This is a genomic window from Chryseobacterium daecheongense (assembly GCF_003729955.1).
Classification (GTDB): domain Bacteria; phylum Bacteroidota; class Bacteroidia; order Flavobacteriales; family Weeksellaceae; genus Chryseobacterium; species Chryseobacterium daecheongense.
In genome coordinates, this window is record NZ_RJTX01000001.1 from 239,926 (window position 1) to 264,834 (window position 24,909).

General features: G+C 35.5%; 22 protein-coding genes. 12 read left to right on the top strand and 10 right to left on the bottom strand.

Features of this window, described 5'->3' with window-relative positions; all coding sequences use genetic code 11:
- Window position 1 precedes the first annotated feature (1 nt).
- Genes EGI05_RS01015 through EGI05_RS01030 form a run of 4 tightly spaced genes read left to right on the top strand, consistent with a single transcriptional unit; the run spans window position 2 to window position 5,625 of the window.
- The gene (locus tag EGI05_RS01015; protein ID WP_123261219.1) at window positions 2–1,447 is read left to right on the top strand and encodes an MFS transporter; all 1,446 of its coding nucleotides are present in this window, start codon (window positions 2–4) and stop codon (window positions 1,445–1,447) included.
- Window positions 1,448–1,457: 10 nt separating this feature from the next.
- Entirely contained in the window at window positions 1,458–2,567 is a 1,110-nt protein-coding gene (locus EGI05_RS01020; RefSeq protein WP_123262538.1) for an endo-1,4-beta-xylanase, read from the top strand.
- Between the two features lie 21 nt (window positions 2,568–2,588).
- Window positions 2,589–3,563, top strand: a complete 975-nt coding sequence (locus EGI05_RS01025) for a glycoside hydrolase family 43 protein (protein ID WP_123261220.1) — start codon at window positions 2,589–2,591, stop codon at window positions 3,561–3,563.
- Window positions 3,564–3,591: 28 nt separating this feature from the next.
- Complete coding sequence (locus tag EGI05_RS01030; protein WP_123261221.1) at window positions 3,592–5,625, top strand: alpha-glucuronidase; 2,034 nt, start codon at window positions 3,592–3,594, stop codon at window positions 5,623–5,625.
- 123 nt (window positions 5,626–5,748) lie between these two features.
- On the opposite strand, the gene EGI05_RS01035 is transcribed toward EGI05_RS01030, so the two are convergent.
- Window positions 5,749–6,345, bottom strand: coding sequence for a hypothetical protein (locus tag EGI05_RS01035; protein WP_123261222.1), 597 nt, complete (start codon window positions 6,343–6,345; stop codon window positions 5,749–5,751).
- Between the two features lie 155 nt (window positions 6,346–6,500).
- On the opposite strand from EGI05_RS01035, the gene EGI05_RS01040 reads away from it, so the two are divergent.
- From EGI05_RS01040 to EGI05_RS01060, 5 genes are all read left to right on the top strand, one after another.
- Window positions 6,501–7,373 (top strand): AraC family transcriptional regulator, encoded by an 873-nt coding sequence (locus EGI05_RS01040; RefSeq protein WP_123261223.1) that lies wholly within the window; start codon window positions 6,501–6,503, stop codon window positions 7,371–7,373.
- An 87-nt stretch (window positions 7,374–7,460) separates the two neighbouring features.
- The gene (gene fsa / locus EGI05_RS01045; RefSeq protein WP_123261224.1) at window positions 7,461–8,114 is read left to right on the top strand and encodes a fructose-6-phosphate aldolase; all 654 of its coding nucleotides are present in this window, start codon (window positions 7,461–7,463) and stop codon (window positions 8,112–8,114) included.
- Window positions 8,115–8,148: 34 nt separating this feature from the next.
- Window positions 8,149–9,333 carry a galactokinase gene (galK, locus tag EGI05_RS01050; protein ID WP_123261225.1) on the top strand — a complete coding sequence of 395 codons (1,185 nt, stop codon included), beginning with the start codon at window positions 8,149–8,151 and terminating at the stop codon, window positions 9,331–9,333.
- On the top strand, window positions 9,317–10,366 hold the full coding sequence (locus tag EGI05_RS01055; RefSeq protein ID WP_123261226.1) for a UDP-glucose--hexose-1-phosphate uridylyltransferase: 1,050 nt from the start codon (window positions 9,317–9,319) through the stop codon (window positions 10,364–10,366). Before galK ends, EGI05_RS01055 begins: the two co-directional genes overlap by 17 nt.
- A gap of 25 nt (window positions 10,367–10,391) precedes the next feature.
- The gene (locus EGI05_RS01060; RefSeq protein ID WP_123261227.1) at window positions 10,392–11,192 is read left to right on the top strand and encodes an HAD family hydrolase; all 801 of its coding nucleotides are present in this window, start codon (window positions 10,392–10,394) and stop codon (window positions 11,190–11,192) included.
- A 138-nt stretch (window positions 11,193–11,330) separates the two neighbouring features.
- Here EGI05_RS01060 and EGI05_RS17915 read toward each other — a convergent pair whose 3' ends face one another.
- The 3 genes from EGI05_RS17915 to EGI05_RS01065 form a co-directional block, all read right to left on the bottom strand.
- A complete protein-coding gene (locus EGI05_RS17915; protein WP_166668319.1) occupies window positions 11,331–11,477 on the bottom strand; it encodes a bacteriocin-like protein in 147 nt (48 codons plus the stop codon).
- A 27-nt stretch (window positions 11,478–11,504) separates the two neighbouring features.
- Window positions 11,505–11,648: a bacteriocin-like protein gene (locus EGI05_RS17920; protein WP_166668318.1), complete on the bottom strand. Its 144-nt coding sequence runs from the start codon at window positions 11,646–11,648 to the stop codon at window positions 11,505–11,507.
- Between the two features lie 236 nt (window positions 11,649–11,884).
- The gene (locus EGI05_RS01065) at window positions 11,885–12,382 is read right to left on the bottom strand and encodes a hypothetical protein (protein ID WP_134197390.1); all 498 of its coding nucleotides are present in this window, start codon (window positions 12,380–12,382) and stop codon (window positions 11,885–11,887) included.
- A gap of 430 nt (window positions 12,383–12,812) precedes the next feature.
- On the opposite strand from EGI05_RS01065, the gene EGI05_RS01070 reads away from it, so the two are divergent.
- Window positions 12,813–14,513, top strand: coding sequence for an ATP-binding protein (locus EGI05_RS01070; RefSeq protein ID WP_228428523.1), 1,701 nt, complete (start codon window positions 12,813–12,815; stop codon window positions 14,511–14,513).
- Window positions 14,497–15,150 carry a response regulator transcription factor gene (locus tag EGI05_RS01075; protein WP_123261230.1) on the top strand — a complete coding sequence of 218 codons (654 nt, stop codon included), beginning with the start codon at window positions 14,497–14,499 and terminating at the stop codon, window positions 15,148–15,150. The genes EGI05_RS01070 and EGI05_RS01075 overlap by 17 nt, the downstream gene beginning before the upstream one ends.
- Window positions 15,151–15,541: 391 nt before the next feature.
- Here EGI05_RS01075 and xth read toward each other — a convergent pair whose 3' ends face one another.
- Window positions 15,542–16,318, bottom strand: coding sequence for an exodeoxyribonuclease III (gene xth, locus EGI05_RS01080; protein WP_123261231.1), 777 nt, complete (start codon window positions 16,316–16,318; stop codon window positions 15,542–15,544).
- Window positions 16,319–16,510: 192 nt separating this feature from the next.
- Between xth and EGI05_RS01085 the strand changes: the two genes are divergently transcribed.
- On the top strand, window positions 16,511–17,620 hold the full coding sequence (locus EGI05_RS01085) for an epoxide hydrolase family protein (RefSeq protein ID WP_123261232.1): 1,110 nt from the start codon (window positions 16,511–16,513) through the stop codon (window positions 17,618–17,620).
- 679 nt (window positions 17,621–18,299) lie between these two features.
- Here the strand turns inward: EGI05_RS01085 and EGI05_RS01095 are convergent.
- From EGI05_RS01095 to EGI05_RS01115, 5 genes are all read right to left on the bottom strand, one after another.
- Window positions 18,300–19,337 (bottom strand): DUF5677 domain-containing protein, encoded by a 1,038-nt coding sequence (locus tag EGI05_RS01095; protein WP_123261234.1) that lies wholly within the window; start codon window positions 19,335–19,337, stop codon window positions 18,300–18,302.
- A 78-nt stretch (window positions 19,338–19,415) separates the two neighbouring features.
- On the bottom strand, window positions 19,416–20,564 hold the full coding sequence (locus EGI05_RS01100) for a hypothetical protein (RefSeq protein WP_123261235.1): 1,149 nt from the start codon (window positions 20,562–20,564) through the stop codon (window positions 19,416–19,418).
- Window positions 20,557–22,416 (bottom strand): AAA family ATPase, encoded by a 1,860-nt coding sequence (locus tag EGI05_RS01105; protein ID WP_123261236.1) that lies wholly within the window; start codon window positions 22,414–22,416, stop codon window positions 20,557–20,559. The genes EGI05_RS01100 and EGI05_RS01105 overlap by 8 nt, the downstream gene beginning before the upstream one ends.
- A 2-nt stretch (window positions 22,417–22,418) precedes the next feature.
- A complete protein-coding gene (locus EGI05_RS01110) occupies window positions 22,419–23,543 on the bottom strand; it encodes a DNA methyltransferase (RefSeq protein WP_123261237.1) in 1,125 nt (374 codons plus the stop codon).
- Window positions 23,536–24,909, bottom strand: coding sequence for a DNA double-strand break repair nuclease NurA (locus EGI05_RS01115; RefSeq protein ID WP_123261238.1), 1,374 nt, complete (start codon window positions 24,907–24,909; stop codon window positions 23,536–23,538). The genes EGI05_RS01110 and EGI05_RS01115 overlap by 8 nt, the downstream gene beginning before the upstream one ends.

A 24,909-nucleotide genomic window follows, 5' to 3' on the forward strand; every position in this document is an offset into this window, starting at 1 on the left:
AATGGATAATCAACCGCAAAAAATATCGGTAATAGAAAAAGTAGGGTATAGCCTGGGAGATCTGGCAGCTAACCTTGTTTTTCAGACCCTAGTGACCTACCTGACCTATTTTTATACAGATATTTACGGACTCAAAGCAGAGGATGCTTCTGTCATCACCCTTACTGTAGGTTTAATTGCCGGATTTGGCTTTAATCCGCTTATAGGAGCTTTGGCAGACCGTACAAGCTCACGATGGGGGAAATTCCGTCCATGGATTTTATTTACTGCTGTACCACTTGGTATTGCAGCCCTGTTAGCCTTCAGCACTCCTCATTTTTCCTATCAGGGTAAAATGATCTATGCTGCGGTTACCTATTCGTTATTATTGTTATTATACGCTTCCAATAACCTGCCTTATGCTGCTTTGAGCGGTGTTATTACAGGAGATATGGGGGAAAGGAACAGTATTTCTTCGTACCGTTTTGTAGCAGTGATGTTTGCACAGTTCTTTGTACAGGTATTTATGCTGCCTATTATTTTATATGTGGGTCATGGAGATAAAGCACAGGGAATTGAAACCGTTATGACATGGCTGGCTGTGATCGGATCCGTCATGCTCCTGATCACCTTTTTTACCACCAAAGAAAGAATCATTCCCAAACCGGAGCAGAAATCAAGTCTGACAGAGGATTTAAAAGATTTATTCCAGAACAGACCATGGATTATTATGCTTACTGTGACCGCATTCATATTTATCACACTGGCTATGAAAGGAGGATCTTATGTATATTATTTTAACAACTATGTGGATGAAAATGCCCTGAAGAGTTTTATCTCACCCATTACAGCATTTTTTAATTCTGCAGGGATGAATTTCTTTGGGGAAGATCCCAAATCTGCAGGCTTCGGGTTGTTTAATGCAGGAGGAATTGTCATGATGATCATTGGCATTACCTTCTCTAAAAAACTGGCAGACAGATTTGGAAAAAGAGATACTTTTATCGCCTCATTATTCATTTCTACATTGTTTATCCTGTTCTTTATATTTTATCCTCCGAAAGCAGTAGGAATCATGTTTTTATCACAAATTTTACATGGATTCTTTTATGGAATCAGCACACCGCTTTTGTGGGCCATGATTGCTGATGTTGCCGACTACTCGGAATGGAAGAACAACCGCAGGGCAACCGCTATTATTTTCTCAGCCATGATGGTAGGACTGAAGGTAGGTCTTAGCATTGGAAGCTCTCTGGTAGCTTTAATTATAGGAAAATACGGATACATTTCTGTACATGGAAATGAGCAGGTTATTCAGCCTGAAACAGTGGCAGCAGGAGCGAAAATGCTTGTAAGCATATTCCCGTCCATTCCGTTTTTCATTGCGTGCGGACTGCTTTTATTTTACAAAATCAACAAAAAAATGGAAGTTCAGATTGAAAAAGATCTGGCCGAAAGAAGAAAATAAAACTATTAATATGAAACGTATTTTAATTGGTTTGGCAGTTATTACTGCTTCCGGTCTGTCTGCACAGAAGTCTGACGGTACTTTAAAAAAAGCATTTCAGGATAAATTCTACATCGGAACGGCGATGAGCCTTCCCCAGATTGACGATACAGATAAAAAAGCGGTAGCCATTATCAAAAAACAATTCAGCTCCATTGTTGCCGAAAATTGTATGAAATCCATGTTTTTGCAGCCTCAGGAAGGAAAGTTCTTTTTTGATGATGCCGATAAATTTGTTGATTTCGGGATGAAAAATAAGATGTTCATCATCGGGCATACTTTAATCTGGCATTCCCAGCTTCCAAAATGGTTTTTTTTAGATAAAAATGGAAAGGATGTTTCTCCGGAAGTATTAAAACAACGCATGAAAAACCACATTACAACAGTAGTTTCCCGTTACAAGGGAAAAGTAAAAGGATGGGATGTAGTGAATGAAGCTATTCTTGAAGATGGATCTTATAGAAAAAGTAAGTTTTACGAAATCCTGGGCGAAGATTTTATTCCTTTGGCGTTTCAGTATGCGCAGGAAGCCGATCCCAATGCAGAATTATATTACAACGATTATAATGAATGGTATCCTGAAAAGGTAAAAGCAGTCATTAAAATGGTTGAAAAACTTAAATCAAGAGGAATCCGTATTGATGGGGTTGGAATGCAGGCCCATGTCGGGATGGATACCCCTTCCATGGACGAATATGAGAAAGCGATTCTGGCGTATTCCGATGCCGGAGTGAAGGTCAATATAACAGAACTGGAAATCAGTGCACTGCCTTCTCCATGGGGAAGCTCTGCCAATGTTTCGGATACTGTTGCCTATCAGAAAGAAATGAATCCTTACACCAAGGGTCTTCCCAACGAAGTAGAAATGAAATGGGAAAAACGTTACCTCGATTTCTTTGGTTTGTTTTTAAAACATAAAAATAAAATAAGAAGAGTGACCTTATGGGGTGTTACTGATAAGCAGTCTTGGAAAAATGATTTTCCGGTGAAAGGAAGAACTGATTATCCATTACTGTTTGACAGGAAAGGCCAGGAAAAACCTGTAGTACAAAAAATAATAAAGCTTGCAGAGAAAAATTAAAATCAATAGAATTTTTACTTAATGAAAAAATCAAAATATTTATTCCCGGAAGATTATATGGCAGATCCTTCCGTTCACGTTTTTGAAGGAAAACTCTATATCTATCCTTCTCACGACCGCGAAAGCGGAATTGAAGAAAACGATAATGGCGATCATTTCGATATGAATGATTACCATGTCTTCTCAATGGATGATGTGGACAGCGGAGAAATTAAAGATCATGGCGCAGTCCTTTCGGTAAAAGATATTCCATGGGCGGGGAGACAGCTTTGGGATTGTGATGTAGCCTTTAAAGACGGCAAATATTATATGTACTTTCCTCTGAAAGATCAGAATGATATTTTCAGAATCGGGGTTGCTGTGAGCGATAAGCCTTATGGGCCTTTCATTCCTGAAAAACATCCGATGATGGGAAGTTACAGTATCGATCCCTGCATTTTTGAAGATAACGGAAAATATTATATGTATTTCGGAGGGATCTGGGGCGGACAATTGCAACGTTACAGAGATAATAAAGCACTTGAATCTGCTGTAATTCCTGAAAATGATGAGCCTGCAATCCATTCAAAGGTAGCTTTGCTGAGCGATGATATGCTTGAATTTGCTGAAACGCCTAAAGATGTTGTCATCATCGATGAAAACGGAAAACCGCTGCTTCATGGAGATAAGCACCGATTTTTTGAAGCGTCATGGATGCATCAATATAATGGTACATATTATTTTTCTTATTCTACAGGAGACACCCACCTGATTTGCTATGCAACCGGGGATAATCCTTACGGTCCGTTTACTTTTCAGGGTGAAATTCTTACTCCGGTGGTAGGATGGACTACCCATCACAGCATCGTGGAGTTCAAAGGAAAATGGTATCTGTTTTTCCATGATTCCGTCCCAAGTGGTGGTAAAACATGGCTGAGAAGTATGAAGGTAATTGAACTGGAATACGATCAGGAAGGCAAAATCAAAACCATTGAAGGTCTGGAAGACCAGCAATAGAAAATTCTTAATTATTTAAAATTTCTCAATGCGATATCTGAGACTCAACATTCTATTTTTTCTGATATTTCCTTTGCTGGTTTTCGCGGAGGACGGAAGTCAGCTGTGGCTTCGGTTTCCTGCAAAAAACGGAATATCGGCAGATAAAATCATTTCCAAAGGAAACAGTCCCACACTGAACATTGCCAGAAAAGAACTAAGCAGTCACTGGCAGGGACAAACGGTGGAGCTTCGTACGGAGAATAAAGACAAAAATCTGAAAGACGGTTACAGGATTGTTTCCACCCCTGAAAAAATTGTTATTTCGGCAGGGAAAGAAATAGGATTGTTGTATGGAGTCTATCATATTTTACGGTTACAGCAGACAAAAGCAAACCTGTCTCATTTAAATATTATTGAAAAGCCATCATACGATGTAAGAGTTCTGGATCATTGGGATAACCTGGACGGAAGTATTGAAAGAGGATATGCCGGACGATCCCTTTGGAAATGGGAAGATCTGCCCGGAAAAATTTCTCCGCGTTATGAAGAGTATGCAAGAGCGAATGCCTCTGTAGGGATCAATTCCGTTGTTTTGAACAATGTGAATGCATCTCCCAATATGCTTAGGGAAGATTATCTTAAAAAAGTCAGGGTTCTGGCTGATATTTTCAGGCCTTATGGTATAAAAGTATATCTTTCCGTGAATTTTTCTTCACCCAAAGTCCTGGGCGGATTACAAAACTCAGACCCATTGAATAAAGACGTACAAAAATGGTGGAAAAATAAGGCTGCTGAAATTTACAAACTGATTCCCGATTTTGGTGGATTTTTGGTGAAAGCGAATTCTGAAGGACAGCCTGGACCTCAGGATTATGGAAGAACCCATGCAGACGGAGCCAATATGATGGCTGATGCCTTGAAACCCTACAATGGAATCGTAATGTGGAGGGCTTTTGTCTATAGTCCAAGCAAAGATGACAGAGCCAAACAGGCTTATCTGGAATTTGTTCCTCTGGATGGTAAATTCAGAGATAATGTCATTATTCAGATCAAAAACGGCCCGGTTGATTTTCAACCGCGTGAAGCATTTAATCCACTCTTCGGAGCTTTAAGAAAAACTTCCGAAATGGTAGAATTTCAGATCACCCAGGAATATCTGGGCTTTTCAAATCATCTGGTTTTTCTGGCTCCATTATTCAAGGAAACATTGGAAAGCGATACCTATTCCGACGGGCAGGGATCCACAATTGCTAAAATTACAGACGGCACCTTAAGACCTGCAAAAATGACAGCCATTTCTGCCGTTGCTAATATCGGAGAAGACACTAACTGGACCGGGCATCATTTTGCCCAGGCCAACTGGTATGCATTCGGGAGATTAGCATGGAATCATCAGCTGAGCTCAGAGCAGATTGCAGATGAGTGGATTAAAATGACCTTCACAGATGATCAGAACTTCCTGAATCCGGTAAAAGAAATCATGCTATCCTCCAGGGAGGCTGCTGTGGATTATATGATGCCTTTGGGACTTCATCATATTTTTGCCGGAGGACATCATTACGGTCCTGAACCGTGGGGAGATTATAAAGGCGGAAGACCGGACTGGTCACCTGTGTATTACCATCAGGCTGATGCTCAGGGAGTAGGCTTTAACAGAACAAAAACAGGAAGTAATGCTGTTTCACAGTATTTTCCGCCACTTAATGAAAGATACGGGAATATCTCAACCTGTCCGGAAAATCTTATTCTATGGTTTCATCACGTTCCTTGGGATTATACAATGAAAGACGGAAAAACACTATGGGATGAGCTGTGCTATACTTATGATTCCGGAGTGAAAAAGGTAAGGGGCTATCAGAAAATATGGGATAGAATGGAACCTTATATAGACGAGCAGAGGTTTGCCGATGTTCAGTCAAAGCTCAAAATTCAGTCCAGAGACGCAGTATGGTGGAAAGATGCCTGCCTGCTGTATTTCCAGACTTTTTCTAAAAAGCCCATTCCTTATGATATTGAACGTCCCGTTCACGAATTGGAAGAACTGAAGAAAATTAAACTGAATATGGGCCACCACAATTAAAAAATGAGGCAGCTTTTTCCACGATCGGAAATGAGAGCTGCCTCAAATAATAATAGTTATATGTAAAAATTTAATCCAAAATAATTTTGGAATGATCTAAAATCTGTCCGGAAATACTCCTGTCTAACGGAGAGAAATCATTTTATTAAAAATATTTCCGTTTTCTTCAACCCGGATGATATATTGGTTTGCTGTTTGCGGGTTAAGATTAAAAGTGATATCCACTTTGCCGTCAGCATATTCTCTGTCAGATGTATAATAAGTTGTATTGGAAAGATCATATACTGAAATACTTACAGGCCCTTTCACATCAGACATGTGCAGCTTTGCCATATGGCCCGAAATGGTGTATTCAGGTTTATTTATAGTGCTTACAGGCGTTTTTTCCACTTCCATTACATTCTCGGCACTGATTTGTATTTTGTATTTCTCTATCTTCACTTCCGATTCTGCTACCAGGTAATAAGTTCCTGGTTCAAAACTCTGAAGATCATAAGTTTTCGTCACATGGTCCCCATCCGTAAGATGTTCAGAGAATAGCTCGTCATGGGCAGTGTTATAGACAAATACAGATACACTTTTAGCATTTGAAAGCTCAAAATTCAACGTTTTGGCTTGTACGTTTCCAAAGGAAAGGGAAAAATCTCTGTCCTTACTCATTACATTTGCTGAAAACAATAAGGATCCGGCAAAAAATACGGCTTTTAATAATGTGCTCATGGGTTAAGGCTTTTAGGATTACTATTGCAAAGCTATGGCAGCAATAGTTCTCAGGCTATAATTAAATTTTCATATTTATGTTCTATATTAACTTTGTTTTATTTTATTATTGAATTATTTGTTAATTTTACATATAAATTATTTGCTTTTGCCCTATGAAACATGCAAACCCTTCTTTTGAAGCGATAAGACCGAGTATAGGAAGCAGTTTTACCAGTCTGAAATTTCTGACCAATGAGAACATAAAATCTCATGTCTGGCATTACCATCCCGAGATTGAACTGATTTTTGTCTGCAAAGGCTCCGGGAAAAGACAGATCGGGAGCAGTATCTCTTATTTTTCGGATGGTGATCTTGTTCTTATAGGAAGCAATCTTCCGCATTGTGGGCTTACCAATGAAAATACACGCAACGAGTACGAAATGGTCATTCAGTTTAAACCTGATTTTTTAGGAGAACCTATCTGGGACATACCGGAGATGCAAAGGATTTCTGCTTTGCTTGAAAAGTCTAAGGCGGGAATAGTATTTGGAGAACAGGTGAAAAAGAAAGTAGGAAAGGATATTGTTGAGATGCATGAGGCTTCCTCTTTGGACAGGCTGTGCAGATTTCTGAACATATTGGATGAATTGTCTGTTACTCAGGATTACAGGATCTTAAATGCAGGAAAATATTATCTTCAGACCCAGGTTGAAGACAATGAAAGAATCAATCTTATCTTCAATCACGTTAAAGATCACTTCAAAGAAGCCATAACACTTGAAGAAGTGGCTGATCTAGCCCATATGAAAATACCGTCTTTTTGTCGTTACTTTAAAAAGATTACCAATAAAACCTTTACACAGTTTGTTAACGAATACAGAATTACCCATGCCCTTAAGCTTCTGGCAGAACAGCCTTTAAGTATTACGGAAGTCTGCTTTGAATCAGGCTTTAATAATTTCAGCTATTTTAATAAAACTTTTAAGGACTATATTCAAAAAAGTCCTTCTCAGTACAGGAAAGAGTTTAATTTTTTCATGGAATAATTTTTGAAGATCTGAAAAAGTTACCTCCGCATTATGAATTATGAAAATATAAGTGTAAATTTAACACTTATAAATAATGAATAAACTATGAAATTTTTTATTGATACAGCCAATCTGGCGATGATAGAGGAAGCCAGTGCTCTTGGAGTTTTGGACGGGGTAACTACTAATCCTTCACTTATGGCAAAAGAAGGTATTTCCGGAAAACAAAATATCCATAATCACTATCTTGAAATCTGTAAAATTGCTGATGGAGATATAAGTGCTGAAGTACTTGGAGTTACTTTTGAAGAAATGGTTAAAGAAGGGGAAGAGCTCGCTGCATTACATCCAAGAATTGTCGTAAAAGTTCCTATGACAAAAGATGGAATCAAAGCTATTAAGTACTTTTCTGAAAAAGGAATAAAGACAAACTGTACGCTTGTTTTCTCTCCAGGACAGGCATTGCTTGCTGCCAAAGCGGGAGCTACCTATGTTTCTCCGTTTCTGGGTAGACTGGATGATGTATCAACAGACGGTCTCCAACTGATCTCAGACATCAGACTGATTTATGACAATTATGCTTTTCAGACACAAATATTAGCTGCTTCAGTCCGACACAGTATGCATATTATCAATTGTGCAAAGATCGGTGCTGATGTGGTAACATGTCCTTTGGCTCCTATACTTTCTCTTCTTAAACATCCGCTGACAGATTCAGGATTAGACCAGTTTATCAAGGATTCACAAAAAATGAAATAAGATTGAAAAGATCTGTTTCTCAGAAAAATTTGATATGCATGAACAGTTAATTAATTCAACTATAAAAAAATTTAAGGCCGGCTTCAAAGCAGAACCGGAACATATTTTTCTTTCCCCGGGAAGAATTAATATTATCGGTGAGCATGTAGATTATAGCGATGGATTTGTACTTCCTGCTGCCATAGATAAATACATCTGTTTTGCTGTCCGTAAACTCCCTCAGACAAACTTTTGTACGATCATAGCCAAAGATCTCGGAGAAGAATATGCATTTGATGTCACGATGGAGATAAAACCGGTGCAACAGATGTGGATGAACTATATTCTGGGCGTTTTCAGTCAGCTGCAGAAACCGGAGAATGTGTTTTGCGGTATGGAAATTGTCTTCAGCAGTACCATCCCGATGGGAGCCGGACTTTCTTCATCAGCAGCTCTTGAATGTGGATTTGCCTATATTCTCAATGAACTTTTTGATCTTCAGCTGTCAAAAAAAGAGATTGCAGTGATCGGGCAAAAATCAGAACATTCTTTCGCGGGGGTTCAATGCGGAATTATGGATCAGTTTGCCTCTGTTTTCGGAAAGAAGGATAAAGTGATTATGCTCGACTGTCATTCCCTGGAGCATCAATATTTTGATGCAGACCTTAAAGGATACAGCCTGTTGCTTTTTGATAGCTGTGTAAAGCATAATCATCTGACATCCGGTTATAATGAAAGGCGTAAAGATGTTGAACATGGTAAAAAAGTTTTGTGGGAAAACTTCCCGGAAACTGAAAAATTCAGGGATTTTACGTTGGCGATGCTTGACCATGTAAAAGAAGAAATGGGGAGTATTTCATATAAAAGATGCCTCTATCTTCTGAAAGAAATCCATAGAGTGGAAATGGCGGCAAAAGCTATTTCAGAAGGAAATATTGAATATCTGGGAATACTTCTCACAGAAACCCATGCCGGGCTCTCAACTGAATTTGAGGTCAGTTGTAATGAACTTGATTTTTTAGTGGAAAGTGCATTACAGTATGAAGGAGTATTGGGGGCAAGAATTATGGGAGGCGGTTTCGGAGGCTGCAGCATCAATCTGATTCAGGAAAATAAAGCTGAAGAAGTGATTAAAGCCATCAATGAAAAATATCTGGAACAATTCAATATTCAGATGAAAGTTTATCAAGTTAAAATTTCCGAAGGGATAAAAGAATACACCAATGAATACATCATTTGATCCTAAAAAACATCCCCACAGAAGATATAATCCTCTATTGGATGAATGGGTATTGGTTTCTCCACAACGGGCAAACCGGCCTTGGCAGGGGCAGAGAGAGATAACAGCAGAGAAAGATCGTCCAGCTTATGATCCGGATTGCTATCTGTGTTCAGGAAATATAAGAGCTAATGGAAACCGGAATCCGGAGTACAAAGGAACATATGTTTTTAATAATGATTTCGGAGCATTGCTGAATGAAGAAGTTGATTTTTCTGAGGAATATTCCGGATTTTTTACCCTGCTTCCGGAACGGGGAATCAACAGGGTAGTCTGCTTTTCTGAAGATCACAGCCTTACCTTGCCGGAAATGTCTGTAGAACAGATAAAAAATGTAGTGGATGTATGGCAGGAGCAATTCAATGAATTGGCGGTCCTGGATCATATCAATTATATTCAGATTTTTGAAAATAAAGGGAGCATTATGGGATGCAGCAATCCTCACCCACACGGGCAAATATGGGCACAGTCGTCAATTCCGGCTATGGTCCAGAAAACTCAGGATCAGTTGAAATCCTATTTTGAAAAGAATAAAAGAACACTGCTGCAAGACTATCTTCAGCAGGAAATCACGGCTGGAGAACGCATGATTACAGAAAATGAAGATTTTGCAGCATTGGTGCCGTTTTGGGCATCATGGCCTTATGAAACGATGATTATCAGTAAGCAGAAAAGAGAAAATATTGCTGCCTTTTCCGAGGATGAAAAAAAATCTTTCGCAGCTATCCTCAAGAACCTGACTACGATGTATGATAATCTTTTTGAAACATCATTTCCTTATTCAGCAGGAATACATCAATCACCTACAGATGGAAAGGAACATCCGGAATGGCATTTTCATATGCATTTTTATCCCCCGTTGCTCAGAAGCGCGGAGATTAAAAAATTTATGGTGGGATATGAAATGCTGGCAGAGCCTCAGCGCGACATTACCCCGGAGCAAAGTACAGCCATATTAAGAAGTCTTTCCACCATTCATTACAAGAAAAAATAATAAATCAATATCTTTGAAAAAGAATATGGAACAGATTAAATTAATTGTGACGGACATGGATGGGACATTTCTCAATTCCAGCCATGAAATGAGCCCTGAATTTTCGGATATTTACCAAGAACTGAAAAAAAGAAACATTCTGTTTGTACCCGCAAGCGGGAGACAGATGCCGGGTATCACCCATTATTTTGGAGAAATAGAAAGTGAGATCGGATTTATTGCTGAAAATGGCGGCTATGTGATCTATAAAGATCAGGAGCTTTTTGCCGATACATTGGAATATCAATATATTGTTGAGATCATCAAAGCTGTTCGTGAAATACCAGGAGCCAAAGCCGTATTATCCGCGAAAAAAATGGCTTATTATGAAACTGAAGATCAACAGTTTGTAGATTTTTTCTCAAAGTTTTATACTGAGAACATGAAAAAAGATGATCTTACGGAAATAATTGATGATACAGCCTTTAAAATAGCGGTCTATCATCCTGATGGTTCTGAAAGACACCTGTATCCGGCTCTTAAAAGATTTGAAGAATTCGACTTGGAAGTGGTAGTTTCCGGGGAGTATTGGCTGGACATTATGAATAAGGATATCAATAAGGGAAATGCCCTGAAAATCCTTCAGAAATCTTTGGGGATCTCACCTGAAAATACAATGGCTTTCGGAGATTATATGAACGATATAGAAATGCTGAAGAATGCCAAATATTCATATGCCATGAAAAATGCCCACCCGAATGTGAAGGAGGTAGCCAACTTTGAGGCCTGTACCAATGACAGCTTTGGTGTTTTGAAAACGATTAAGGATTATCTGCATTTGAATTAACCCATCCCTATAATAATATTTCGTCACTTCCTGAATGTCATCCAATGATGTAATTCTAAAAAATGAGACAAAATAAAACCTTAGAATCAAATTCTAAGGTTTTTTATGGGTGAATAGTATGTTATCAAACGGATAACTTTAGCTTAGTATATCACATGGTGCTACACAAACAATCCACGGACATCTTTTGATTCCCGGAGGTGGACAGCATGCTTCGGAACAGCTTAATGCTCCGCCATTAATACCTTTTAACTGATCTCTTGAGATTTTTTTTAGATTTTTCATAATAAAGTGATTAGGTTAGACTTTAAATTAAGGCTGGTTTCCGCCACCGCATCCATCGTAAGGTCTGCATTCCCATTTTCCGTTGATCAGACATAGCTGACCGCCTCGGCAATCGATACCTCCTTTAATTGTTTTCAATTCCTGTCTTTTGATTTTTTTTAGATTTTTCATAATAAATTTGGTTTAGTACATCCGAAATTAATCATTTTTTATTACTTAAAGTAAAATTATCTCTGAAATTTTGTTTCAATGAATTTGTTTCTGGTATGTATCTTTAGAATTAAAGGCTATCCGCTTTGTGTTGTGAAATAAAAAAAACGAAGCCTAAATTTTCGGCTTCATTTTTATGAAATTCTGATTTTATCAAATGTAAATTATGGTAAGATTAGCAAATACAAAGGATACATTTATTCTTCGGCCAGCTTAGACCATTCTGCTTCCAGATCAAGATATACTTCTTTTTTATTGTCGCGGTTGATGTACACCAAAAGATCCCTTTCAGGGGTGATCAGATTATAGAAAAAAGGATCGATGCACTTTTTATAATCAACAGTGAACTGCTCTCCTAAATCCGTCGTGATGCGCAATTGTAAAATCACCTGAGGAATATCGTTGATACTCAGGCCTGTTCGTTGTACACTGAGCACACGGGCTTTACCTTTGAGCCCTTTTGCCTTCAGATCGATAACATTCTGAGAATGACGCCGGCTTGAATATACCATAAAGGCGACCAAAGCGATAGGAAAAATAATGAAAAAGCTTCCCATTGCATATAAAAAATAATTAAGCGGGTAGCCATCATCTGTAAGTGAGCCGGGATCCGCAGTGTAACCACCAATAAGCATTCCCAATCCTACAACAGAAAAGATGACGGGGAGTATATACATAACCGGATTATTTTTCATGGTTTTTACTTTATGATTGGTGATGTAAGTTAGTAAGATTTTTTATTACATCTGTTCATTTTTTACTGAAATATAATTGATCTGGAAGTTATTTCGTGAGAAAATAAATCTTATTCAAGGAATCGTTTTTTTATTTTTTATAATAAGTTTCCCCAATAATTATAAAATCATGCTCATACTAGAGAAAATTTGGTTTTTTTATTAAACATTTCAAATATAAACTAGAATTAAATTCTTTATGCTTTATCTGGTGCTCACTGTTCTGAAAGCCAAAAAATTACTTTAACTTTGCTAAAGGAATGATATATGCCATATAATATTTTTGGGAAGTATCAAACCGTTTAAAACTAATACCAAAGAAACTTAATTAATCAGAAAATTTAATTTAGCTGATAGAACGAATATGGAAGATAAATTCTTAAATTTTAAATTGAGAAAAATTGTTCATTACTCACTGATCGTATGTATTCTTTTGATACAGGTCATTATTGCCATATTTTTTTATAATGAATTTGTCAATGAAAAGAAACTGAAGTTTATAGAAAACCAACTGAAAGAAAGCAGATCATTGGAAGGGTTGACAGAAAACTCAAGAAAAGATTTCAGAGATGCACAGATTTCTTTACAGAAATATATGATCAGCCAGGATGATAAAGACCTGAAATCTTATTTTGCATCCTTGAGAAAGCTTAATAATAATTTCGACAAGATCAATGAATACGAAAATGTAAACCCCGGATTTAAAAATAATCTTGGGCTTCAAAAAAAAGATACGGTGAAAGTCACCACCTTTAAAACTCTAATAGATTCTGTATATCAGTTTTCTATGAACCTGCCTGCGAAAGTGGAGGAGAAGCCGTTTGAGCTGACGAAGTTTAAGAATAACTTTGAAAATCTCGAAATAAAGACCGAAACCTACGCAGATACCATCAAAAAGAAAGGATTAATGGGGCGTTTAAAAGATGCCATATCCGGAAAAGTGAATGTTCAGAAGGAGAGTACCGTTATTACAATGACCAATAATAAAGCTGCAGACCTCTCTCATATAAAATCTGAAATGAATGATGCGATGAAATCCATGGAAAAACATTATACGGAAGAGGTTAAAAAAATTCAGCTCTCTACCGCCAGAAAGCAGCAAAATAATATGCAGTTTTATAATAATTTCAATAAACTTCTGGTATATAGCAACGGTCTGATAGATGTATATGATAACGGAATTAAAAGCTTTAAATCCGGATTGGAAAAAGAACTGGAAAAGCAAAATTCCATCAACAATAAAATAAGAACATATCTTGTACTTGGATTAATGACTTTAATGTTCATTGTATCCATTCTCATCATGTATTTTACAAGGATTGCATTTATATACGAATGGAAGCTTAATGCTGCCAATAAGCAGATCAAGCAAAACCTTAATTTCAAAAACAGAATATTGGGAATGCTGAGCCATGAATTAAGATCTCCATTGAAGATCATTAATATTTTCATTGATAAGATTACCAGAGCAACAACGGACGAAACTATCAAAGATTATCTTAAGTCTATCAAGTTTACCAACAGCACTCTGCTTATTCAGTCTAACCAGATCTTAGAATACACAAAAAATCAGGAGGCGGGCAAAAAACTTGTAAACAACATTTTTAATCTTAAAGATGAGATCAACGCAATTGCAACGGCTATTACCCCTTATATTGAGACCAGAAATAATAAATTTGTAGTAACGGATGACATACCTGCGGATACGGTAGTGTATTCCGATAATATAAAAATGAACCAGATCTTTATGAACATTCTGGGAAATGCCAATAAATTTACCGAAAACGGACAAATCGATCTTAAGCTCAGTACAGAACGCATCAGCGGAAACAGAATTGCGCTCACCGCAGTAGTAAAAGATACCGGTGTAGGAATATCCGAGTCTGATGTAGAGAAAATTTTTGAGCCGTACTATCAGGGAATAGTATCTGATGAGATTGATAATGTAGGAGCAGGCTTAGGTCTTAATCTTTGTAAGGAGATTGTAGAGCTTTTTGATGGCAAAATATCAGTTTCAAGTAAATTGCATGAAGGAACCCAAGTAACATTCAGGATCAATTTAAATACTAGTAATAATGGAATTACCAATTGAAAACAGAGAGATTACTTTCCTTTTAGCAGATGATCATGGGATTGTACGACAGGGAATGGCACTCACCATCAATGAAATTATTCCCAATGCTAAAATCTATCAGACGTCTTCTTTACAACAGATTGTGGAGGAAATACAGGCAAAAGACATCGAAATAGCGATTATTGATGCCCATTTTCCGGGTGGGAACAGCCTGCATATCCTGCCTCAGATAAAAAGTGTGAATCCCAATATCAAGATCCTGATTTTCTCAGGTCTTGAAGAAGATTTATACGCCCTTAAATATATTAATGCCGGAGCTAATGGGTATTTAAGTAAACTAAGCGAAGAAGAAGAGGTGAAAAAGGCTATCCAAAGCATTGTACAGCAAGGTGAATATCTTTCAGCTGTTGTTCAGAACCTGTTGGTACAATTTGCCAATGATCCGAATGCTATTAATCCTCTTAGTCTTTTAACCAAAAGAGAATTACAGATAGCAGAACTGTACGCAGAAGGATATGGAAATCTGGAAATCGCCAATCATCTGGATATCAAACAGAATACGGTAAGTACGATTAAAAAAAATATCTTCGAGAAATTAAAGATCGAAAACCTTGTTGAACTGATCGATCTTATCAAAACCCATCATAAAATATAGGATTTCTCATCCGTTCTTCACTTTTTCATTATCAAAGCCAGTGTTTATCGATAAATATCTACGTGTCTATCGATATATATCTATGCCTTTTATACAGAATTTTATTAGGCAATGTTGTTACTTTGTATCAACAAAAACACAGATGAAAAGAAGCTCTTTGAAGAGCAATATTATATGGCTGTAAATAAACACTGCAGCGATATAAGAAACACAAGTGATGAAATTAATATAAGAGTGTATGTATGGCCTTAGCCAACTTCTTAAAAAACCGAAAAAAACACAAAACTATATAAAGAAGTGAATTGGTCTTTTAAGGTCATTTAATACAAAGAAAAGAGAGGCTCTAGCCTCTTTTTTTTATTTACACATACATCATAAAGGATTACTTTTCTTAAGATCTTTCAATTTCAATCCATACGGGAGCATGATCACTGCTTTTTTCCCAACCGCGAACATGGCTGTCCACACCTCCGGATTGTAAACTGTTGCTCAAATAAGGACTTAATAAAATATGATCCAGCCTGATTCCGGCATTACGTTCATAAGCTTTATAAAGATAATCCCAGAATGTATAGACGGTCTGTTCAGGAAAAAGTGTTCGGATAGAATCTGTCCATCCTTTCTTCAATATTTCCTGATAGGCTTTTCTTACTTCTGTTCTGTACAGGGCATCATTTTCCCATCGCTCGGGCTTATAAACATCTTCCGGTTCCGGAATAATATTAAAATCACCAATAATGACAGCGGGAAGCTCCATTTTGATCAGCTCATGGGTTCTTTTCTGTAAACGTTTGATCCACGACAGCTTATAATCAAATTTAGGGCCCGGATAAGGATTGCCATTAGGAAGATAGAGGCAGCAAATTACCATCTGATCAATAATTACTTCAAGATATCTGCTCTGAATATCCTCAGGATCACCGGGTAAAGAATCCTGTACTTCGATAATATCAAGCCCTTTCGTAAGAATGGCAACTCCGTTCCAGCTTTTTTGGCCTTTCCAGACGGCTTGATATCCGGCATCATTGATTTCTTTTATAGGAAAACGTTCCTGTGGGGCTTTCAGTTCCTGGAGGCATACAATATCGGGTTGGGCCTCTTTCAGCCATTTTAATAAGACGGGCAGCCGTCCGTTAACTCCATTAACATTATAGGTGGCTATTTTCATGTTTCTTTATAATATATTAGAGAGAGGATATAATTGAAACAGCAATAATTATTCCTACTATAAATATGAATTAATGGCAGAGAAAATTATTTTTAATTAATAATCCAAGAGAAATTTGGAATCGTTTAATGTATTAATAGTTAAATGATTACATATTTATGTTAAATTTGTTCACCAACCAAAATAAAAAATATGGAACCATTTACCGTAAACATTTCTGATGAAGTCATCATTGACCTGAAAAGCAGGATCCGAAACACCCGTTGGCCGGGAGAAGAAGACAATTCAGGCTGGAACTTCGGAACCAGCGAAAAGTATCTTAAAGAATTAGCCGATTATTGGCTAAATGATTATGACTGGAAAAAACAGGAATCCTTGTTGAATCAATATCCGCAGTATCTTGCTGAGATAGACGGGATTCAGATTCATTTCCAGCATATAAAAGGGAAGGGTGAGAACTCCAAGCCGTTAATACTGACTCATGGGTGGCCGGACAACTACTATCGCTTTCATAAAATCATTCCATTGCTTACCGAAGGTGAACAGAGTTTTGACCTGGTTATTCCTTCTATTCCCGGATTTGGATTTTCAGGTAAGGTATCAGTGAGTAGTGAAGCCGTGGCTGATCTTTGGAAAAAGCTGATGACCGAAATATTAGGATACGAAAAGTTCTGTGCAGCAGGAGGGGATGTAGGAATGGGAGTTACAAAGGCTTTGGCTTCTAAATATGCAGATGTGGTAGAAGCGGTCCATTTTACGGATATAGGATATCCGATGGGCCAGGAGGATCCAAGTACCATGACAGAAGAAGAGCGGCAATTTGCCCAGTTTGTACAACAATGGTGGTATAGTGAAGGAGCCTATGCGATGGTTCATTCTACCAAACCCCAATCATTGGCATATGGATTAAATGATTCACCGGTAGGACTTGCAGCCTGGATCCTGAGCTTTGGAAATGCAGGAGCCCCACCTGAATTAATTGAAAGGGCATTCGGTGGGAAAAATGAAATGCTGACAAATATGATGATTTATTGGGTTACCCAAACCATAGGAACTTCTATGAGAATGTATAAAGCAGATGCCATTGCACAATGGGGTGGTTCACAGCCATTACAAAAATCTGATGTCCCTGCCGGTATTGCTATATTTCCTCGTGAAGCGCAATTCCCGCGGGAATGGGCTGAGCGGTTTGTAAATGTAATAGATTTTAAAAAGATGGAAGAAGGAGGGCACTTTGCTGCATTAGAAGTACCCGAGGTTTTTGCTAATGAATTAAGATCATTCTTTTACGCTGTGAAATAAAATAGATTCCTTATAAAATAACAAAGGCATCATTGAGAACAATGATGCTTTTGTTATTTTTTGCGGAGAGTGAGGGATTTTGTACCCATTTCTCATCGCTTTATGGATAAGATTTTCGTTGTAGCATCTCTGTGAATGGCCTCAAATAGGATATTGGCAAAAAAGTGGTAAAATCCTAATTTAAATTTTACGTAGTAAAAATAAAAATTTCTGCTCGAATCTGCAAGTAAAAAGGCTAAAATTTGACCATATTTTTTAGTCCAAACCAAGAATTTAATCCTTCTCTTTTCCGGTTGAAATTTCTTAGTAGAAATATTTTAAAAGAAAACGAAGAAAAAAAATTAAAAAAAAGAAAAAAAGAAAGCCTTTTGAAAATGAGCGTGGCATTCTGTCAAGGTTTTTGGAAAATTTTTTTTGCGTATATTTTTATACGTAAAAAAATTTTCTGAAAATCCGGAGGGCTTGACCTTGACAGGATTTAGCTGAGTGACTGGAAAGCGAATTATCTTTGGTTTCTGTTTTTTTATTTTATTTTATTTTATATGTTTATTCCCAGAATCTACTATTATAAGTATAGCTTAGATTTCGTGTTGTGGAAATTTAATGAGGTTGTATTAATTTTTTGTCTTCTAGGAATGCTTAGAATTTCTATTTAGATTTCATTGTTTTTTGAAATCTTTTATTCATTTTTTTTAATATTGCTAAACTCTAATACAATTTCATTTTGAAAATAGAATAGCAATTCATTAAATATTTTATGAAGTATAGAATCCTCCATACCTAATAGAACTTCGCTCATTTGGCATAACGAGTTTGATGTATATTGAACAGGATCTAAAAATCCGCAATCATTTGATCCTGTTAAGAAATCATGAAGTTCTTCTTCTCTTAGACTAAGTTTGTCTTTAATACCTGATACTCCAGCATGAACACTTTCATTTGCCCATGAATAAATAATCCTTAATTTTTCTGCTCCAACATGCTTTTCAAGTTCTCTGAAATTTCTTCTTCCTTTCGGAAGGTCATTCATTGTCCATCCATAACCTTCAGAAAAATCTTTACCATATTTTTCGATAACTTCGTCTCTTCTTTTTGATAATTCTTCCCACTCGCTATCTTCAAGCTTCTCTAAATCAAGACTATTTTCACAAGCTTTGTATTCTTTAGCTTTTTTATACTTCTCAATTATTTCATAGTCATTATACATATGTATGACTTCATAATCAGAATCATATAGATATAAAAATGTTACAGATAGTTCATGGAGTGTTCGCCATCTTGCATGAGCACCATCAGCATAGCCATTTTTGATTAAAACTAAAATTTCATTCGCAACTTGACAAGCTCTAACATGAATAGCAATTAATGTATCGAGTTTAATATGATCGTCAAACGTATCAAGGAGCTTAAAGCATTTTCCATAGGTCATGGAACTGATTTGTGTATTAAGCTCTATAAAACCCTCAAAAAGTCTTATACCAATTTTGTAATTCTCAGCTATTTTATTATAGATTTCTTTTTCACGATTTTTTAAATCAGTATCATCACCAATACAATATTTGTAAATTTCTTCCAACGTACTTTTTGCTATATTTTCAATAGTCGTAGTAAGCTTTTCATCTATAATTTTGTCAAATTCAGCCTGTCTTTCGTATTTACTCTTTGTTTCTTTTAAAAATTTTTGAATGGCTTTTTCGATATAATATGGTTCTTGCATATTTAAAGTTGATGTGGAAAGTTTGTAAAAGAGAGGAATATATATCTTGATTTGAAAATATGCTAATTAATTTTTCAATTATTCTAAAAAGTATGGTAATGTTTTGCTTACAATATCTTTAGACATTTTAGCTAGTGGTCTTTTATGAAAATCACTTTCGTAAAAATAGTTACTAAAATAGAACCTATAAAATTCTGCTTTATTTGTTTTAAGTAAAGGAAAAAAACCTTTTAAAGAGTCTGCATAACTCATACTTAAACTATCACACTTTACAATTAATTCTCCAACAATATCTTTATGAGCATTATAAATTTCATTTAATTTAAAAAGATTAATATTTCCTCTGTGTTCATCATGACCAGAAGTCTTACTAAAAAATGTTTTTTGAAACTTTGGTTGAAAATCCTCTAGTTCTGTTTCCAAGAATAAATGATAATTTTCGGGATGGCTTTTATCAGGTTTATTATCTTTAATTAAAATATGGAATTTTATATCATTTCCAAAATCTTCCAAATAAGGATGCAAATGAGTGCCTAACTCCATTACCTTGTCTCCTTTAAGGTTGGAATTACAATAATAACAACTAGGAATCAAGTTGTAAAAACTCAATGCCAATAAAGGATGATCTGTTTGTGAAAAAAAATGATCAAAAGTTGGGCGAATTAATCCTTTTCTGTGCTTGTCAATAATCGTGTGGATATAACTACGATTACAATAAGGACAAGTATTATAACCTAGTTCACCCGAGATGCCATAAGCGAAATCATTAAATAATGAATAATCTATAATTTTATTTATAATGGTTGAAATTACACTATAGCCAGCATTGTTAACACCGATATGGTGTTTAATGTCAGTTTCAATTTGTATGGCATTTTCAGGAGAGCACAAGATTAATTCTTTAAGATTATCCTCATCATTTAAATAATCTGTAATTAATTCAAGAGCATTTTGATAAGTACCCACCCAAGCAAAGCAATTTCCCTGTATTACTCTGTTGTAATGATTTTGATTTGTTAGTTTATTATTTTCTAAAAATACATTTGAAAGTGATTTTTTTGAATTGCCATTTAGTGAATCATTCTTTAGATCTATATGAGGACGTCCATTAAAAATTACTTCCAAGTTTTTCCTTAAATATATTGCCCGCTCAATACATTTATCTTTTATATCTTCAAAATAATCTTGAGCAATCTTATCAAGATTAGGGTGTACTATTTTAATCATCCTTTTTTCTATTTCTGATTTGGCGTAATACTTCTATCTCGCTGTTTCTTCGATCAATAATTCGGTCTATCAGCTGAACATCAGATTTTTCAGCAACTAATTCAAGGATTTTTGCTTTTAAAAACTGCTCACCGATAATTTCGATTCTGTTTTTAAATTTGCTCTCAAAATCTTCTAAGCTTATTCGATTTTCTTCACGAATTTCATGAATCAAGTCGCTTATTTTTTTTCTTGAAAATTCTCCCATTAATCCATCTTGAAGAAAGAAGGCGTCTGTAAATAATTCATGAATATTAGCTCCAAATGTTTCCTTAACAGATTGCAAACTATCAGATATAATTGTTTTTCCGTCTTTTTTTTTTAATAAAACGATGCAATTTGAAGGAAGGTCAGAAAGAATAAAAGGAGAATGCGCGGTAAGAATAATCTGTACTTTATGGTTTGTAAATCTAGTTTCAATAAAATCAACGAAGTGGTATATGAACTGTTTTTGCCATTGTGGATGTAGTGCCAATTCAGCTTCATCAATCAAAATGATAAATGGATTTTTGGAATCTATTTTAACACTATTTAATCTTGAAAAGATTAATAATAATGCATACTCACCGGAACTTAAAGATGAATTCGTACCTGGAGAGTGACTGAAAAAGAAATCTACATAACTGGAAATTCCTTTAGCTTCATAATATTCTTCAATTAAATTTTCTAAGTCTTTCTTGTTGGCTTTTGGTAATTCAATAGAAATTAAGCTACTTTCTCTAAGTACATTGATGTTTCTTCCATGAACAAATTTATCCAGCCCTTCTAAAAATCCTTGTATGGCAGATATTGTTTTGTTTAATATTCCATATTCATCTTCTCTTAAAATGGAATAAAAAATATCATGGATTTCTGGCACAATCGAATTCTTATCTGTAGTGTCTCGGTATTTATGAGTATTCAGATAATTTAGTACTCTTTTAGGTACACTTTCATGTGTACTTTTGATTATATCTTCTCCAACTATAAACTTAATCTCGTTTAAAATATATGAAATTGAAGCAATAAAAGCATTTATTAAAAACTTATTCCTTTCACTTTTTCTTACATTAAAATAGCTTTCTGAGGCATTCTGAAGTTTCTTGAGTATACTTTTATATTCTTCATTTTCGTTAAAGATTAAAGAGATATTGAGATAAGATGGAGGGTTCACTGGGAATGGAACTCCTTTCGCTTCTTTTTGTCCGACCCATCTTAAAAGCCTAACCATTCTAATCATCTCTTCAGCAGCAAATGCGGAAAATCGTTGTTCATAAGTCAGATTTGTTCTAAAAGCATCCTCTCCTGTTCGATTTTGATAATCAGCATAAAGTAAATATTGACTTGATAAATTTTTTGTTTCTCCTAACTGTCCGTGAAGGTAATCATTTGTATAGTAAGATGTTGGGTCAAAAGTATTAGATAAAAAAATGGTAATCGCTGAATATTTAATGTCTTCAGTATTTAATACTCTTTTTAGCTTTGAAATACCACTTGACAAATTTATATTTATTTCTCTAGTACTAAAATAGAATATTTGAGTTCCTTTTCTAAAAACAACAATACTATTTTCATCATGATGGTTATGAATTCCACCAGATAAACATTCTATAATATATCTTAGAACAGTCGTTTTTCCTGCCCCATTTTCTCCAATAATTGCGGTTAGGTTAGTAATATTAGCTCCAAAAAATTCAGAGATATAGTGTTCTGCTCTTGAAACAATCAATTCATTTTCATTTTCATCAAACTGAAATTTAAATTCATTACTGAGGTTAATGCCAATTTTACTAATGCTTTTATATTGTTTAATGTAAATGTATAATAATTCCATAATTATCTTTTAGTCAATATAATATCCACTTCACTATTTTCTTTAGAAGTATTGCCATGAAGTTGTGTTTGAGTCTTCTTTTTAAAAGGCTGTTTTTTAATAGTTACAGTATGCAATGGAAAATGTTTTTTGAGTATTTCCAATGTGGTATTAAAAGTATATTCTCGGACATCGGTTCTAACATATATTGTACTGCGTTCCGAATCCATAACTTGCGAACAGTAGCCAAAAATATTGTCTAAAAGATTATAATATTCTACCTTGGAACCAAATCTGCCCTTATGCTTGTGTGCATTTGATTTAGGAATGGCTGGTTCTCCTAACATCCACAATCTCAACCATTGATCTGCATAATAGTCAGTTATTGACCAATAAGGAGGTGAGGTAAATAATAGTGAAAACTTTATTTCTGCATCTTTTGCTCTTTGTGTAATTTTCTCTAATTCCTCTGAACTGTCACCAAGCAATATGGAACTGTCAGCAATTTTTGGGGTTCCTTTCTTATATCGCCACTTAATCTTTTTAGTGATAAATTCCAATGGATTTATTTCAGGTGGAGATAAATATCCCTTTTCTTTCCACCATTCAATGGAATAATTCATTCCCATAGCTTTCGTCATTCGCATCTGATTAGATAGTCCTTCGCCAAGTTTGCCATGCAAATAGACTATAATAATAGACATTAAAGTAGCGTCAACTGAATCAGATTCCCATTTTAAATTTTTTCTTGCTGCCAACAAAAATTTCAGTACTTCATCACAATAACAAAATCTATAAAATTCAGGAAGTTTTTCTATTGATTTTGTATAACGATTCCTCAATTTATAAACATACTCTAATCTATCTAGCACTAATTGCTGTTCTGCAGGGTTTAATTTGGTAGAACCATAGAGCCATCCGACGGGGTTAATTTCTATTCCTAGGCTATATCGTTCAAGTACTCCTCCAGCAAAAATACTGGATCCTCTCCCTGCAAACGGATCAATGATATAATCTCCTTTTCGGGAATATTGCTTTACTACTTTGAATGCAAAATCTATTGGGAACATAGCGTAATATGGACCAAATTTTGCCCAACGTGATTCAGCTGTTTGCTGCCCTTTTACTATGTCGTCAATTTCAATCATTGTTGGAAGAATTTGCTCTTATTTCTCTTGCTATTTTGTCAAATATTGATTTTCCCAAATTCAATGGAATGGCAGCTTCGGAATGAGCTGAAGCCAATGGAGTGACAGAATTTTCGTAACGATTCGATACTAGTTTATCCAACAATTGAAGTAAATCTATCAATCTTGGAAATTGAGCTGGAAAAGCTGTTTCAGGATTAGATTGATACTGATTATATGTAGCAATGGATGCAACAACTCTATGACCGGCTTTAGTTTTATAGAAAATTTTTCTACCAAAAGAAGTGTCTTCTAAATATACATATGTTGGGGAATCATTAAATACAATATGTTTTTTGATGTATTCATTAGTTAAAAGAAAAGCGGATTGATTGGGAAAATTATGTTCAGAACCATTCTTCATTGTATCAATAGCAGAAAAATGATTAACAAAACTTCCGCTTCTTTCAATTCCTAAAACTATCAGGCTTGAACCAAATTCGTCATTAACTTTTGCATTTAATCTTTCTAGTTCAATTCTTATTGGTTTCGCAAGCCAAGAAGCTGTACTGAAAACAGCTAGTGTTCCTTCAATAAAAAAGGCAATATCCCTTAATAAAGAAAAATATTTTGGTTCTTGCTCAAAGGATCTTAGTAAATGTATTAGCTGTAACTTTTTAAATGTTTCTTTAATTTGACCATACATTTCACCACTTGTTCCGGAGGAGTTAAGTAGTTCATGGAGTCGAAGTGCGTCTGTTGAATATAATTTTCCATTACAAGTTTTACAATGATATTCTCCTACATTAAATTCATAATCTTCATCACAGTTGTCATGCGGACATTTTGATGCTCTCCCATTCGCAGATCTTTCTTGCAATAAATATTCATATGTGTCCAACAATGTTTCTGAATTGTTAAAAACACGGAATTTTTGGAGTTCATCAAACAATATTTTTCTCATAGAAGATTTAGCAGAATCTTCTCCTTGTAAAATGACATTACAACCGACAAAAAGACTATCAATAGAAGTTGGTTGCTCCGTTTCTCTAAACTTCTTAGGATCTATAAATTGTTCCTTTTCTAGCTCTCTTACTTTATCAAGTAAAATTACTACTGTAGATACCGTAATGTAGCCAATTTCAGCTCCGGGAAACCCGTTCTGAATAATTGATTTACTATAATCTCCATCAATTGCAATCAGTAATTTTGGTTGCCAGGAAGACTCTTCTAATTCACTTAATTTTATTGTCTTTTCATCCCAATTTATATCTTCAATATCCTTGTTGACTCTGATCTGTGTTTGTAGTTCGCTAATTTTTGAATCAGATAGCAATCTTCGGAGTGGCTCATATGATTTGCCATTTAAAAAATTATTATCACTCAT

Coding starts and splice junctions, on each gene's coding strand:
- EGI05_RS01015 (WP_123261219.1), top strand. CDS start 2: ATGGATAATCAACCGCAAAAAATATCGGTAATAGAAAAAGTAGGGTAT.
- EGI05_RS01020 (WP_123262538.1), top strand. CDS start 1,458: ATGAAACGTATTTTAATTGGTTTGGCAGTTATTACTGCTTCCGGTCTG.
- EGI05_RS01025 (WP_123261220.1), top strand. CDS start 2,589: ATGAAAAAATCAAAATATTTATTCCCGGAAGATTATATGGCAGATCCT.
- EGI05_RS01030 (WP_123261221.1), top strand. CDS start 3,592: ATGCGATATCTGAGACTCAACATTCTATTTTTTCTGATATTTCCTTTG.
- EGI05_RS01035 (WP_123261222.1), bottom strand. CDS start 6,345: ATGAGCACATTATTAAAAGCCGTATTTTTTGCCGGATCCTTATTGTTT.
- EGI05_RS01040 (WP_123261223.1), top strand. CDS start 6,501: ATGAAACATGCAAACCCTTCTTTTGAAGCGATAAGACCGAGTATAGGA.
- fsa (WP_123261224.1), top strand. CDS start 7,461: ATGAAATTTTTTATTGATACAGCCAATCTGGCGATGATAGAGGAAGCC.
- galK (WP_123261225.1), top strand. CDS start 8,149: ATGCATGAACAGTTAATTAATTCAACTATAAAAAAATTTAAGGCCGGC.
- EGI05_RS01055 (WP_123261226.1), top strand. CDS start 9,317: ATGAATACATCATTTGATCCTAAAAAACATCCCCACAGAAGATATAAT.
- EGI05_RS01060 (WP_123261227.1), top strand. CDS start 10,392: ATGGAACAGATTAAATTAATTGTGACGGACATGGATGGGACATTTCTC.
- EGI05_RS17915 (WP_166668319.1), bottom strand. CDS start 11,477: ATGAAAAATCTAAAAAAAATCTCAAGAGATCAGTTAAAAGGTATTAAT.
- EGI05_RS17920 (WP_166668318.1), bottom strand. CDS start 11,648: ATGAAAAATCTAAAAAAAATCAAAAGACAGGAATTGAAAACAATTAAA.
- EGI05_RS01065 (WP_134197390.1), bottom strand. CDS start 12,382: ATGAAAAATAATCCGGTTATGTATATACTCCCCGTCATCTTTTCTGTT.
- EGI05_RS01075 (WP_123261230.1), top strand. CDS start 14,497: ATGGAATTACCAATTGAAAACAGAGAGATTACTTTCCTTTTAGCAGAT.
- xth (WP_123261231.1), bottom strand. CDS start 16,318: ATGAAAATAGCCACCTATAATGTTAATGGAGTTAACGGACGGCTGCCC.
- EGI05_RS01085 (WP_123261232.1), top strand. CDS start 16,511: ATGGAACCATTTACCGTAAACATTTCTGATGAAGTCATCATTGACCTG.
- EGI05_RS01095 (WP_123261234.1), bottom strand. CDS start 19,337: ATGCAAGAACCATATTATATCGAAAAAGCCATTCAAAAATTTTTAAAA.
- EGI05_RS01100 (WP_123261235.1), bottom strand. CDS start 20,564: ATGATTAAAATAGTACACCCTAATCTTGATAAGATTGCTCAAGATTAT.
- EGI05_RS01105 (WP_123261236.1), bottom strand. CDS start 22,416: ATGGAATTATTATACATTTACATTAAACAATATAAAAGCATTAGTAAA.
- EGI05_RS01110 (WP_123261237.1), bottom strand. CDS start 23,543: ATGATTGAAATTGACGACATAGTAAAAGGGCAGCAAACAGCTGAATCA.
- EGI05_RS01115 (WP_123261238.1), bottom strand. CDS start 24,909: ATGAGTGATAATAATTTTTTAAATGGCAAATCATATGAGCCACTCCGA.